The organism is Candidatus Competibacter denitrificans Run_A_D11 (genome assembly GCF_001051235.1).
Classification (GTDB): Bacteria; Pseudomonadota; Gammaproteobacteria; order Competibacterales; family Competibacteraceae; genus Competibacter_A; species Competibacter_A denitrificans.
Genome location: NZ_CBTJ020000107.1, coordinates 1 through 11,913 on the forward strand (window position 1 = coordinate 1; position 11,913 = coordinate 11,913).

The 11,913-nt window shown below is 58.8% G+C and carries 13 protein-coding genes and 1 pseudogene; 10 read left to right on the forward strand and 4 right to left on the reverse strand.

The window, feature by feature from the left end:
* The 8 genes and pseudogenes from BN873_RS16645 to BN873_RS16680 form a co-directional block, all read left to right on the forward strand.
* Positions 1–556 (forward strand): annotated as a pseudogene (locus BN873_RS16645) (hypothetical protein); the annotation flags it as partial.
* A gap of 37 nt (positions 557–593) precedes the next feature.
* Positions 594–1,736: a major capsid protein gene (locus BN873_RS16650; protein ID WP_048676431.1), complete on the forward strand. Its 1,143-nt coding sequence runs from the start codon at positions 594–596 to the stop codon at positions 1,734–1,736.
* Positions 1,737–1,738: 2 nt separating this feature from the next.
* A complete protein-coding gene (locus tag BN873_RS16655; RefSeq protein WP_048676434.1) occupies positions 1,739–2,161 on the forward strand; it encodes a gp436 family protein in 423 nt (140 codons plus the stop codon).
* Positions 2,161–2,604 (forward strand): phage tail terminator protein, encoded by a 444-nt coding sequence (locus tag BN873_RS16660; protein ID WP_048676437.1) that lies wholly within the window; start codon positions 2,161–2,163, stop codon positions 2,602–2,604. The genes BN873_RS16655 and BN873_RS16660 overlap by 1 nt, the downstream gene beginning before the upstream one ends.
* A 12-nt stretch (positions 2,605–2,616) precedes the next feature.
* The gene (locus tag BN873_RS16665) at positions 2,617–2,952 is read left to right on the forward strand and encodes a hypothetical protein (RefSeq protein WP_048676440.1); all 336 of its coding nucleotides are present in this window, start codon (positions 2,617–2,619) and stop codon (positions 2,950–2,952) included.
* Between the two features lie 6 nt (positions 2,953–2,958).
* The gene (locus tag BN873_RS16670) at positions 2,959–3,150 is read left to right on the forward strand and encodes a hypothetical protein (RefSeq protein WP_048676443.1); all 192 of its coding nucleotides are present in this window, start codon (positions 2,959–2,961) and stop codon (positions 3,148–3,150) included.
* 6 nt (positions 3,151–3,156) lie between these two features.
* On the forward strand, positions 3,157–4,134 hold the full coding sequence (locus tag BN873_RS16675; protein WP_048676446.1) for a phage tail tube protein: 978 nt from the start codon (positions 3,157–3,159) through the stop codon (positions 4,132–4,134).
* Between the two features lie 89 nt (positions 4,135–4,223).
* The gene (locus BN873_RS16680; RefSeq protein ID WP_139031758.1) at positions 4,224–4,715 is read left to right on the forward strand and encodes a hypothetical protein; all 492 of its coding nucleotides are present in this window, start codon (positions 4,224–4,226) and stop codon (positions 4,713–4,715) included.
* Between the two features lie 71 nt (positions 4,716–4,786).
* On the opposite strand, the gene BN873_RS16685 is transcribed toward BN873_RS16680, so the two are convergent.
* The 4 genes from BN873_RS16685 to BN873_RS16700 all read right to left on the reverse strand — a co-directional run bounded on the left by BN873_RS16685 (position 4,787) and on the right by BN873_RS16700 (position 7,248).
* Positions 4,787–5,086, reverse strand: a complete 300-nt coding sequence (locus tag BN873_RS16685) for a hypothetical protein (RefSeq protein WP_048676452.1) — start codon at positions 5,084–5,086, stop codon at positions 4,787–4,789.
* Positions 5,083–5,547 carry a hypothetical protein gene (locus BN873_RS16690; RefSeq protein ID WP_139031759.1) on the reverse strand — a complete coding sequence of 155 codons (465 nt, stop codon included), beginning with the start codon at positions 5,545–5,547 and terminating at the stop codon, positions 5,083–5,085. The genes BN873_RS16685 and BN873_RS16690 overlap by 4 nt, the downstream gene beginning before the upstream one ends.
* Before the next feature lie 258 nt (positions 5,548–5,805).
* The gene (locus tag BN873_RS18945; protein ID WP_053085433.1) at positions 5,806–6,393 is read right to left on the reverse strand and encodes a Rha family transcriptional regulator; all 588 of its coding nucleotides are present in this window, start codon (positions 6,391–6,393) and stop codon (positions 5,806–5,808) included.
* A 252-nt stretch (positions 6,394–6,645) separates the two neighbouring features.
* Complete coding sequence (locus tag BN873_RS16700; protein WP_139031760.1) at positions 6,646–7,248, reverse strand: hypothetical protein; 603 nt, start codon at positions 7,246–7,248, stop codon at positions 6,646–6,648.
* Positions 7,249–7,306: 58 nt separating this feature from the next.
* Here BN873_RS16700 and BN873_RS16705 point away from each other — a divergent pair, with 58 nt between their 5' ends.
* Together BN873_RS16705 and BN873_RS16710 are read left to right on the forward strand one after the other, a co-directional pair.
* Entirely contained in the window at positions 7,307–11,569 is a 4,263-nt protein-coding gene (locus BN873_RS16705) for a phage tail tape measure protein (RefSeq protein WP_048676460.1), read from the forward strand.
* A partial coding sequence (locus tag BN873_RS16710) for a hypothetical protein (RefSeq protein WP_048676462.1) occupies positions 11,566–11,913 on the forward strand: 348 nt, incomplete at its 3' end. The genes BN873_RS16705 and BN873_RS16710, both read left to right, overlap by 4 nt.

An 11,913-nucleotide genomic window follows, 5' to 3' on the forward strand; every position in this document is an offset into this window, starting at 1 on the left:
TGAGGCCGACACGATTACCCTCGAATTCGCTTTATCCCCTTCGGAGATGATGACCGTGACTGAACCCGTTTCTGTCCCGCAGACCCCGCCGCCTGCACCGCCTACTGCATCGCCAAGCGTCGATTTTGCCGCACGCGAAGCCGCTATTGCCTCGCGCGAAGCCGCTATTGCCTCGCGCGAGGCAACTCTTAAAGCAGAGGAACAGCGGCAACGCCGCGCTGCTGATCTGGCGTTTGCTGATCAGTTGATCGAGCAAGGCCGCTTGTTGCCGCGTGATCAACAACCCGTGGTGGCGCTGCTGGCGCAAATTCCGGCCGTGCAGCCGATGGAGTTTGCCGATCCTGAAGCCGAAGGTCAGACCGTCAAGACCTTCGCGCGCGCGTGGTTGATGGAGTTTCTAAAGCGGCTACCCCCCCAGATCGATTACGCCGAGCGCACCGCTGCGACCGACGAGAACAAACCCCCGGCAGGCGCCCTGTCGCGCAAAGCCTTCGAACGGCTCGACCCGCAGCAGCGCAAGGCCCACCTGGCGCGCGGCGGCAAGATCGTTGATTGATCGCCGCTGTTGATTCCTCTTTTTAAGGATTGCTGTTATGGCCAATACGCTGACGAACCTGATTCCCGATCTGTACGCCGCGCTGGATATCGTCTCGCGCGAGCTGGTGGGGATGATTCCTGCGGTGACGATGGATGCCCAAGTCACCCGCGCCGCCATCGGTCAAGTGGTGCGCATCCCGCTGACGGCCGCGCCCACGGCCAGCGATGCGGTGCCTGCCGTCACCCCACCCAACGATGGTGATCAGACCATCGGTAATACCACCGTGACGATCAGCAAATCGCGTCGCGCGGCGGTGCGCTGGACGGGTGAGGAGCAACGCGCCCTGGATAACAATGGACCCGGTTATCGATCCATTTTGCAAAATCAGTTCGCCCAGGCCATGCGGGTGCTCACCAACGAGATCGAGACGGATCTGGCGGCATTGTATACCCGCGCCTCGCGCGCCTATGGCACGGCCGGCACGACGCCCTTTGGCACGGGCGGCGATTATTCCGATGCGGCTCAGGTGCGCAAGATCCTGGTCGATAACGGCGCACCGGTGTCGGATTTGCAGTTGGTGCTGAATACCCAAGCGGGCGCGACGATTCGCGGCAAGCAAGCGCAAGTCCAGATGGTGGGCGATCAGAGCCTACTGCGCCAAGGCGTGTTGCTGGATATGCACGGCTTTACGATGCGGGAATCGGCGCAGATCAAGAACGTCACCAAGGGCACGGGTGCGAGTTACACCACCACGGCCGCTGGGTTTGCCGTTGGCACGACCAGTATTCCGCTGATCACGGGCACGGGCGCGATCTTGGCGGGCGATATTGTGACCTTTGCTGGTGACACCAATAAATACATGGTGGCGACCGGTATCAGCGCACCCGGTACGCTGGTGTTAGCAGCGCCCGGTCTGCGGCAAGCCATTCCGGCAGCGGCGACAGCCGTCACGGTCGGTAATAGTTTCACCGCCAATCTGGCGTTTTCCAGAGGGTCGATTCTGTTGGCCGCGCGTGCGCCGACGCTGCCGGCCGAAGGCGATATGGCCACGGATCGGATGATGATTACCGACCCGAAGTCGAACCTGAGCTTTGAAGTCTCGGTGTATCCGCAATACCTCCAGGTGCTCTATGACGTGCGCCTGGCCTGGGGCGTGGCCTGCATCAAGCCGGAAAATCTGGCCGTCTTGCTGGGCTGATCATGACTTACGCCACCCAAACCCACCTGGAGGATGCCTTCGGTGCGGTCGAGATCCGCCAGATTGCGGATCGCGATGGCAGCGGCGCGGCGGATGCGGCAGCGATTGAAGCCGTTTTAACCCGCGCCGATGCGATGATCGATGGCTATCTGGCGGGGCGCTATGCCCTGCCGCTGGTCGCGCCGTATCCCCCCATCATCGTCGGCACGGCGTGCGATCTGGCGCGCTATTGGATTTTTGATGATGCCGCACCGGAAGAGGTGCGCAAGCGCTTTGAGTTTGCCATGGCCTGGTTGAAGGATGTGGCCAGCGGCAAGGCGGTGTTGTCACTGCCGCTGGCGACAGCGGAGGTAGCCGCCATCGGCTCGCCAGAGTTTAGCGCGCCCACGCGCGTGTTCGACGCCACCACCTTGGCGAGGTTCTGATGGCCGTTCCGCTGAAAGACAACTGGTTTGCAGCGGGCGCGGCGATCCTGACCCAGATCAAGGCGCAGTGTCCGCAGTTTGTGAAAGTCAGCGATGCGCCCAGTTTGGATGCGCTGGGCAAGGTGCTGACCGGCATCACGCCGTCGGCGTATGTGATCCCTGGCCCCTTTGCCGGCGGTGAGGCGAACCCACGCCAGACCTGGTATGTGGCCTTGCATGTGCGCAACGTCGCGCAGATCGCGGAAGGGTCGGGCTTGCTGCTGGAGGCGGGCGCGTTGCTCAGTGCAGTGCTGGCCGCCCTGGCGCAGTTTGTTCCCGGCCCGGAGTTTAGTCCGCTGTTTTTTCCCACGGAAGATCACCGTTATCCCGATGTGGGCCAAGGCGTTTATATCCTGACCTATGCCACCTACATCGAACCCGATTTTTGGCCCTATTACCGTTAGAGAACCGCTGAGATGCCTAAAAAGCCTGAAGTCACTGAGACTGAAACCGTGGTCACGACCACCGAACCCGTTACAACCGTCGATCCCACGCCCGTCGCTGATCCGGTGTTGGAAACGGCTGCCGCTGCCGAAGCGCCAGCGCCCAACCCGGAAGCCGCCGGGACGACCGAAACCACGCCAGTCACGGCCAACGAACCACCCCCGCCTCCGGCGCTGATCCCCTGCGTGACGCTGCATGGTCGGCTGACCCACGAAGGGAAAACGTATGCACCGCACGAGCGGGTGTCCTTGCCGGTGGATTTGGCGTTGGGCTTGATCGACTCCGGTCACGTCGCCAGGGCGGAGTAAATACCCATGCAACGCGCCATTTCAACACAGAAAGAGCGAGTGGTTTCACGGGGTCGGGCTTTCCTTCCAGCCGAGGCTCAGTCGTCATGCGAAGGCGAGCGCTCTTTGGGCTTAGCGCCTTTCAGTATCACCATCCATCCCGGCGAGATCCTTTCCTACAGTTCCAAGCAGGACCTGCATGAGCCGGAACCGGAGTAATCCTCTATGCAACGCGCCATTTCAACGCAGAAAGAACGGCTGGTGTCGGGTGGTGAAGCCTACATCAATCCGCTGAGCGCCTTGCTCCAGTATCTGGGCGAGCGCTATTTGGGCTTAAGTTCGAGCCTCGGCATTACCGTCAAGACCGATAAGATTCAGTCGTATAGCTCTGAGCAAGGTTTGCACGAGCTGGATGATGAGACGGTCACCAAAATCACCCGCACCGGCAAGTTGACCGTTCGCCAGTTTAGTCTGGAGAACCTGAAACTGTTTTTGGCCGGTACGGCGGGGATTCAGGTTCAGACGACCGGAACGGTGACGGGCGAGTCGATCACGGTGCTGCCGGATCGCTATTACCAGTTGGGCACGAGTGTGGCCAATCCCTCCGGCGTGCGGCGGGTGAGTGCGGTGACCGTGGCCGCGCCAACGACGCTGGCGGCCTGGGCTGCGACCACCGTGTATGCCGCCGGTGCCAAAGTCAAACCCGCCGCGACGCCGCTATATGCCTATCAGGCGATTACGGCCGGCACGTCGGGTGCAACGGCGCCCACCTGGCCGACCATCGTCGGTGATGTGGTGACCGATGGCGGCGTGAGTTGGGTCTGTATCGGGATTTTGGCCCCGGCGCTGGATACCGATTACACCCTGGATTCGGCGATGGCGCGGCTTTATGTGCTGCCCACCGCGCGGGTGCATCCCGATTATCCGATGCCCTGGTCGGTGGGCTATACCCGCTCGGCGGCTGAACGGGAGCGGTTAGTGACCGGCGCGCTGACCGATGCCTATGGAGCGATGCGGTTTATTGCCAAGAATGCCAAGGGCCAGTTTCGGGATGTGTATGCGCCCTATGTGACCTTTGCGCCGTCGGGTGATTTGTCGCTGAAAGAGGATAGCCCGAAGTATGCCGAGCTGAGCTTTGATCTGAGCTTTAGCAAAGGCTTGAACGGCGAACCGGCCCTCATCATTGATGGGCGACCGGAGTAAACCGGTGAATGCGCCGCTGGGGTTAAGCCTCGGCGGCGCTTTTTGATCAGCGTGGTTCTGGCAGACCCTAACCCTTACGAGGCATTGATATGAGTTCTCTTGATTCCCCAGATCTTCCAGATTGGATGTTGCTCGGCGAGCGAGCCGATATGTTGGCGTTGTTGTCGCACACGTCGCTTTGTCCATCGCAGTGGCCCGAAGCGGCTGATGCGTTGATTGCGTGGAAGTATCAGGGGATTGCGCTGGATGCGCCCGATTCTGTGGGCGGCATCAGCAAACCTGTATGGGACAGTATGACCGAGGAGGCACGGCAGCGCTTCTTGCAAGCGCAACGCGATCACGATGAGGTGACGTTGAAAGCTCTGCGGTCGGGTGCTGCGATGTTGCCCTCCGTCGAGGCGAACCCGCCCGATATTTGGACTATCGCTAACGATATCGTGCAACACCTCCGGTCGCACTGGCCGGAGGTGTCTCGTGCGGCGCATGTTGAAGCGTTATTTGTGGCTCTTTATGGGGCCGATGATCCGTTTTTCGCCGCCTCTGTGTTGGCGCGCTCCAATCCCACTTTATCCAATAAGTGATCGTAGATTAGATCGAATGCGTCGATCACTGAGGCTTCACGATGATGCATGTTCCGTTTCTGAAGCAAGGACTAAGGCGCACGGTCGATCTCGTTGTGATCAGCGACCCGACGCAAGATGGCGGTCGTGCCGTCGATCAGCAGCGCGACTTTGTAATTGCCGGTGATGTGGATGGTGTAAATGTCGGGCCGCGTGTAGCCCTTCAGTTTCTCGAACACCAGGCCGGGTGGCCTGGGATTTTGCAAAAGACTCGTCAGTTTTTGATCGGTTTTGTGCTGCAAGTCGGGCTTGAGTTTGCGGTAGTCCTTTTTAAAGCGTTCCGTCCGTTTAATCGTGAGAATCGTGACGCCTCCTGCGCCAACGACCGTCATCCGGCAGCATCCTTTCTTAACGCGGCAAGCAGCGCTTCGGGTGTTTCGAATGCTTCGTCGATGATGGGCGAGCAATCCGCATCGTGTTCCATGATCCAGATGCGCAGATCACCCAGCGCGCCGTGGAGCCGGATGAGTTCTTGGCGAGTGCGGTTTCCAAGCCAGCTTTTTGGATGCGACTGGAGGATGCCAACGGTGCTTTTGATATTTTTCTGGATCGCCAGGAGTTCGTCGGTGAGCGTATCGTCAGGGTCGAGTGTTTGCGAGGGGTCGGTTTCATGATCCCGATGCGTGCGCAGTTGGTGCAACCGCCGTTGATAGTCTTGTCGCCGCCGCCGCACCATTTGCCACAGACCCAGTTGCAGCAGGGTTTGCTGGGTACTCAACGTGGCCAGCGTGGCGATCATGTGCAAGGCGCTACTCAAGGGCGCAGTGTTCACCGGCTCAATGATGGCCGTCATGGGGATGTCCTCGGCTGGAATCATTTGGCGATCATACCCCACCGTGAAAGCCGGTCAATGGCGCGTGGGGTTGTTCAATCCCTCCCCCAAGTCGGGAGAGGGAGTGCGCGTGGGCGCGGAGTGAGGTCAGCGGATCACGGGATCAGACCCCGGCCCTGTTTGCCGGATCGGGCCGGGTCGGCGCGAGGGCGGCGCCCAGCAGTTGGACTATTTTGGCCTTTAGGGCTAAAAGCCGGGCCTCCTGCGGGTCGGGGTCGGTTAGCGGTCCTGGCCGATCCGCAGCCGGCGCAGGTAGGAGCCGACCGTGCCTTCCGGGCGCTGAATCCGCTGGCCAATGACGGCACTGCCCAGCCCCTGCGCATGGAACTTTTTTATGCGGGTTTTCTCCTCGGTGGTCAGCAGGCGCCGACCCGGCTGGGCTTTGCCTTTCCAGTAGGCTGCCTGCGTTTTGAGAAGACCGATGTATTCGTCTTTGTCCAGGGTGATGGTGTTCGGGCGGGGGGCGGCCGGTTCGGGCAGGCTCTGGCTGCGGGTGCGGTACTGCGCGAAGGCTTTGACCAGGCGCTTTTTCAACTCGACCGCTTCCTCCGTGTTGCGCACCAGCGTCATCAGAAAATAGGCTTGGTCTTCGTTCAGGAGGTAGTACTTTATCGGGGTTCCACCACCCTGGCCCCGTCTACCCACCTCCATTTCAAATGGAAGTGGACCAAATTCATTGAATTCAGAAGAATATTTGTCGATCAATTGGCGTGTCGCCCTGGGTTCAACGCCAAGCTCGGTAATAATGACACGGGAATCAACGCGGGGTTCGCCGTCAATCACGGCAAGGGACAAAACAGTAGACATAGTGTTGCTCCTGATTGTTTCTCAAAGTTGACACATATCGAAAGATGGTGCCAGGAGCTTGAGACCGCAATCAGACGGCGGGCGTATTTCGGGCGAACCCGTATTGTATTAGCCGCACTCCCGGCCTTGAAAATCGGACAGGCACAAAAAAACCGCAATTCTCGGAGCGGGGAACCGCTGATTGGTGTGTCTCAAGCACCTGACCAGCAGCTTACGCCCGCGTCCGAGTGGGGTCAAGGGTTAGCGCAAGACTTACCAGTCGTTTATCTTGAAACTTCCATCGGGAAAATATTTGCAGTTATAAGTTTTGGCTCCCGCATAAGCGCCATAGCTGTTTTTGGCATTTACCTTAAAGGTCAGGTTTTTTTCTCCGTCTTTGTAGACAGTAATCAAGCCTCGATCTTCAACGCGAACACTTTCAGGATCTTTGAACTCAAGTCCCTGACGAAGGAAACCCAAGCATGTTTGTATCTCGTCTTCAGTGGGTTCTCTCGTCTTGGATGCAGCCTGTCTTTTAGCTTCAGCCTCCGCAGTCAACCGCCGCTCTTCAGTCTCTCGCGCTTCTTTCTCGGCCTTCTGTTTAGCCATCGCCTCTTCTTTCTGACGTATCTGATCTTCCTCTGCTTTCCGCCTGGCCACAGCGGCTTTGTACTGCGGCGAATTTTCATCAAGGATCAACTTGATGACATCGCCACTCGGCAACTGGCCGCCCGGTACTTTTTCTTTAATGGGATACGGCGGCAGTGCTGGACTTGCTATAGCCTTTCCGGTTTCTGGATCGGTCCACCGATACAACTCACCGGCCAGAGCAGGGCAAGCCAACAGAACACAACTCAAAAACACTGTTTTTCGCATCACGTTCAATCCTCTTTTAATCCATCGCATATCGTAGCCCAATACCCGGAGTTTTCGCATGGCTGAACGTAATCTGGTTCTTCAGCTACTGATCACGGCAAAGGACCAGGCGTCGGGGATCGTCTCTGGCTTTGTTTCCAGCGCAAAGACGCAATTCGCCGCACTGACAGCAGCCGTAGCGTCTGCATTTTCGTTTAAAGAGGCTGCCAGTTTTGAAAAAGCGCTGGATGCGATCCGCGCGCGCGCCGATGAAACTGGGCCAGCCCTTGAAGCGCTGATTGGCCGCGCAAAGGAAGCCGCGCAAACACTGGGGCCTGAGTTTGGTTTCTCTGCGACCGAAGCCGCAGGGGGTATCAAGGAATTAGTCGCCGCAGGTTTCTCGGCAGACGACTCCCTCAAGGCGCTGAAAGGCACGCTTGCTCTGGCGGCGATGGAAGAAATCAGCGTCGCCAAAGCGGCGGTGATGATCTCCGACGCCATTGCGCAATTTGGCTTAAAAGCTGAAGACGCATCGACCGTTGCGGATATTCTTGCCAAAGCGGCGGGCGCGGTGGCAGCGACCGCGACCGACATGGCCGAAGCGTTGAAGTACACCGGCAACGAGGCCAGCCGGTCGGGCCTGTCGCTCAAGGAAACAGCGGCCACGTTGGATGTGCTGGCCAAAGCGGGACAGCGCGGATCGGAAGCCGGCACCGGCTTAGCCTCGGTGTTGGCCATTCTGAACAACCCAGCTCACGCGGCGACTCAGGCGCTCTTTGATTTAGGTGCGACCAGTACCGAACTTTCCAATGTGCTGGATTTCCTGGACCAGCGCGGCATCAATGCCAGCCAAACCATTGCACTATTTGGTGAGCAGGGCGGGCGAGTCATCAATACCTTGCTCGCGCAAGGCGGCTCCAAGGCCATTGCGGAATTTGCCGAGAAGATCGGCGCAGCGGGCAAAAGCGCCGAAGAGACTGCCAAGATCATGCAGGGCAATTTCCTCGGCGCATTGGATCGCTTCTGGGAAAGCCTCAAGCGTGTAGGCGTCGAACTCGCCACACCCAAGCTCGAACCCTTCGCCAAGGGGCTGGATACCCTCACAGCGGCGCTCAACTCCTTTGCCAGCAATGATCGTATCCAGGCGTTCCAGAAAACCTTGGCCGACGGGTTTAGCGCTGCTTACAACAAGGTGCGTGCCTTCTCCGTCGATATCGATTGGAGCGGCATTAAAAACAGCATCAATGGCGCATTCGGCGCCATCAGCACAGCAGTTGATAAGGCGCTCGATTCACTCGGCTCGATCTATTCCAGCCTGACCGGTACGTTGCCGGGTGCGGCGAACATCGGCAAGCAAGCGGGCGAACTCTTTAAGGCGGCATGGGATGGCATCGGCCAAATCGCCGACGGCGTTGCCAGTGGGATCGAGCGCATCGCCCAGGCGTTGGGGGGTTCCGTTGCGCCGAGCGCCCAACAAGCCAAGACAGCGCTGGATGGCGTTACGGAAAGCACCACCAAACAAGCAACAGGGTTTCAATCCCTCTGGCAGGCGCTTAAAACGGATGCACTGGATGGGCTGAAATCAACATGGGACAGCCTGACTCGTGGCGCGGCTGATCTACTGGCCGGAGTCAATAGCCTGGCGCAAAAAGGCAGTGAGTTCTTGGCCGGGTTCATCCGCAGCGCGGATTTTGGACCCCTCCGTGATTTATTCAATGCCGTTGCTGATGCCGCCAAGCGGTTAGCAGCGACCATTGCAGAATCATTTCCGCGCGCGCAAGGCGCTGGTGAGACCTTCGCCAATAGCTTCACTATCGCCTGGTCTGGCGTCGTTGGCATTCTGGCGGCGGTCGTATCCGGCACCTTGAAAGTCGTGGAAGCCATTGGCCGGGCCACCTTCGAGGTCGGTAAGTATTTCAATCGGTACTCCGATGCAGAAATCGCCAAGATTGAAGCCAATCTAAACGGCTTATCGGAATCGGCTGGCGAATTCGCCGGAGTTGCAGCCCGCTCGTTCGAGGCCAGCGGCAAGGCGATGGACCGTATGCGTGGCAACGCGGAAGGAGCCGCCAAGCAACAGCAACAGATTGCAGATGCTGCTAAGGCAGGCGCGGAAGCGCAAAAAAACCTTGCCCAAGCCACCGCCGAACAAGCCGCCAAGCAGACCGACGCGGTTGAGAAAACCAAGCAATTTGCCGAGGCCATCCAGTTACAGCAAGCCGAAGTAAAGCGACTCGCCACTGCTGATCAAACCGCAGAAGGCGCAAAACAAGCTCATGCTGCTGCCACCCAAAAACTGTGGGCCATGCAGGGCGACTTCATCGAATCCGTAAAAGTGCTCAATGGCGAACAGTACAAGAGCGCAGCCGCTAATGATGCCGTAAAGGCCACCATCACCACACTCAACGCCACCATGGAAGAAGGCCGGGCCAAGCTGGAGGGGTACACCCCAACGCTTGAGGATCTTCGGCAAACCATGGAAAAGACCCGGCAAGAATTAGAGCGGGTCGAGGAAGCGCAAAAAAAAGGCACGCTCACTGCTACGAAAGATAAAAGCATCACGGAGCAGGTCAACGAAGCCAAAAAGAAAGCCAGCGATGCGCTCGGCGCTTATAACAGTGCCCTGGATCGCAATATCACCAACGCGGAAACCGCTATTAAAACCGCCGCGCGGCAGCGTGAAGCCCATGAGGCGGTGGCCAAGTCTGGCGAAGCGCTGATTGAAGCCAGCATCCGACTAGCGGAAATCGAAGGCAATGCCAATCGTGTTGCCGAACTGACCGCGCAGAAGAAAGCCGAACAGGCTGAAGCCGCCAAAAAAACGGCGGACAGTTATTGGAAGGAATCTGAAGCGGCAGCGAAATCGGCTGAGGCACTCCAGCTTAAGTATGAAGCGCTGCTGAAGACGGACCCGCTCAACAAGGAAGCGATTGCCAAAGCCAAGGAATCCGCCGATAGCGCCCGCGCGGAAGCACAGGCAACGAAAGCATCAGCCATTGAGATGGCCGCCAAGATTCCAGTGATGGAAAAGGAGGCACAGCAAGCCGCCATTATGGCCGGCCCCATCGGCCAGCTAACCCGCCTCTATGCCGAGCAAACCAAAGAGCACCAACGCGCGGCGGATGCCAGCGAGCAATATTACAGCGTCCAACTCAAGGAGATCGAGGGCGCGATCAAAGTTGCCCAGGCACGCGGCGATGAAGCCGAAGTTGCAAAGCTGCAAGCCAAACAGCAAAAAGTCCTCATTGAACAAGCCGAGGCCCTGTCCGCTGCCAAGGCCACCGAAGCCGCCGATGCTCAAAAAGCGGTCGATGCCAAAGCCCTGGAGCTAGCCGCCGACGGCGAACTCTCGAAAGCCGATAAAGAGCAAATCGCCAACCTACAAGCCGTCGCCGACCAGAAAAAAGCGGCGGCAAAAGAAGCCGAACTTCACGCCGAAGCGCTGCAAAAAGAATCCGATGCGCTCAAGCAAGTCAACGACGAGGCCAAGGTTTTCGACAACGCCGCTCAGAATGCCTACAAGTTTTCCGACGCTGCCGAAGACGTAGCCCGACGCAACAAGGAAGTCAGCGAGACGGCCGAGAAAGCCAAGAACAGCATGGAGGGCGTCAATGTCACGCTGGCCAAATTTGGCAATCAATCCGCCATTGCCTTTGGCGAAGAGGGCGTTCGGCGCTTTGAGATGGTCATCCGCGACATCCAAAGCGCGATCAATGAAGCAGACATCGCCGCCGAACGGCTCGCTAATGAAGGGTTGCGGGGAGTCGGCAACAATGCCAATGACGCCGCACTCTACGTTGAAGATCTCGCCAACAACCTCGACAAGAGCGAATCCTACTTAAACGATGCCGCGCGAGCCGCATCTGAAAATCTCCGCCAAGCCCTGGCCGATGCGCGCGCCGAAGCTGAAGCCATGGTGCAATCGCTGGCTGAAGCGGCCGACGCCACCGAGAAAGAAATCCTGCGGCTCCAGGGTAAGAACAAGGAAGTCTACGAACTGGAGCATCAGGAGAAGCTCCGTCAGCTTGAGGAAGAATACAAAAAAGCAGGCGAGTTGGGCGATGCCGAATACCGTCGGGCCAAAGCCGCCGAAGACGCACTGCACGCGCTCAAGCTCAAGCAACTCCAGGAACAAGCCGACGCCGACGCCCAGAAAAACGCCAGCACCGAAACCACCCACACCACCATAACCAGCGGCAGTGCGGGAGTCAGTAGCCCCACGATCAATGTCAATGTCAATGCCAGCAATGCCCGCCTCCTCGATAGCCGATTCAAAGAAGAATTGGCGCGCGATCTCAAACCCATCTTTGATGACCTTCACCGCAGGCTGCAATCACGATGAGCGTCCAACGCCTCTTGGCCAATGCCAACAACGCCCTGATCAACGCCACACTCAGTGCCTCCAGCACCGCGCCGGCGCTGGCGTCCATCTTCCGCGAACCGCAAGCCCGCACCGGCAATGGCGAGGTCATCCTCTCTGGCGGCTACAGTGGGGCAGCCGATGCCGCCATCGAGATCGAAATCCGCACGCCGGTGAGCGGCGCCGAATCCGCCACCACGCCGGTCTTTGCGGGCGCGGGCAACGGGGTGATGAGCGCACCGACCGTCGCACCGGGCACGCCCAACCAGGACCTCACTGTCACGCTGATCAATCTCGGCACGGCCACCACGCGGGCGCAGGCCATC

Excerpts from the sequence above, each read along its gene's own strand:
- BN873_RS18945 (WP_053085433.1), bottom strand. The coding sequence starts at position 6,393 with ATGTCTACTGTTTTGTCCCTTGCCGTGATTGACGGCGAACCCCGCGTT.
- BN873_RS16705 (WP_048676460.1), top strand. The coding sequence starts at position 7,307 with ATGGCTGAACGTAATCTGGTTCTTCAGCTACTGATCACGGCAAAGGAC.
- BN873_RS16680 (WP_139031758.1), top strand. The coding sequence starts at position 4,224 with ATGAGTTCTCTTGATTCCCCAGATCTTCCAGATTGGATGTTGCTCGGC.
- BN873_RS16670 (WP_048676443.1), top strand. The coding sequence starts at position 2,959 with ATGCAACGCGCCATTTCAACACAGAAAGAGCGAGTGGTTTCACGGGGT.
- BN873_RS16665 (WP_048676440.1), top strand. The coding sequence starts at position 2,617 with ATGCCTAAAAAGCCTGAAGTCACTGAGACTGAAACCGTGGTCACGACC.
- BN873_RS16660 (WP_048676437.1), top strand. The coding sequence starts at position 2,161 with ATGGCCGTTCCGCTGAAAGACAACTGGTTTGCAGCGGGCGCGGCGATC.
- BN873_RS16650 (WP_048676431.1), top strand. The coding sequence starts at position 594 with ATGGCCAATACGCTGACGAACCTGATTCCCGATCTGTACGCCGCGCTG.
- BN873_RS16655 (WP_048676434.1), top strand. The coding sequence starts at position 1,739 with ATGACTTACGCCACCCAAACCCACCTGGAGGATGCCTTCGGTGCGGTC.
- BN873_RS16700 (WP_139031760.1), bottom strand. The coding sequence starts at position 7,248 with ATGCGAAAAACAGTGTTTTTGAGTTGTGTTCTGTTGGCTTGCCCTGCT.
- BN873_RS16685 (WP_048676452.1), bottom strand. The coding sequence starts at position 5,086 with ATGACGGTCGTTGGCGCAGGAGGCGTCACGATTCTCACGATTAAACGG.
- BN873_RS16675 (WP_048676446.1), top strand. The coding sequence starts at position 3,157 with ATGCAACGCGCCATTTCAACGCAGAAAGAACGGCTGGTGTCGGGTGGT.
- BN873_RS16690 (WP_139031759.1), bottom strand. The coding sequence starts at position 5,547 with ATGACGGCCATCATTGAGCCGGTGAACACTGCGCCCTTGAGTAGCGCC.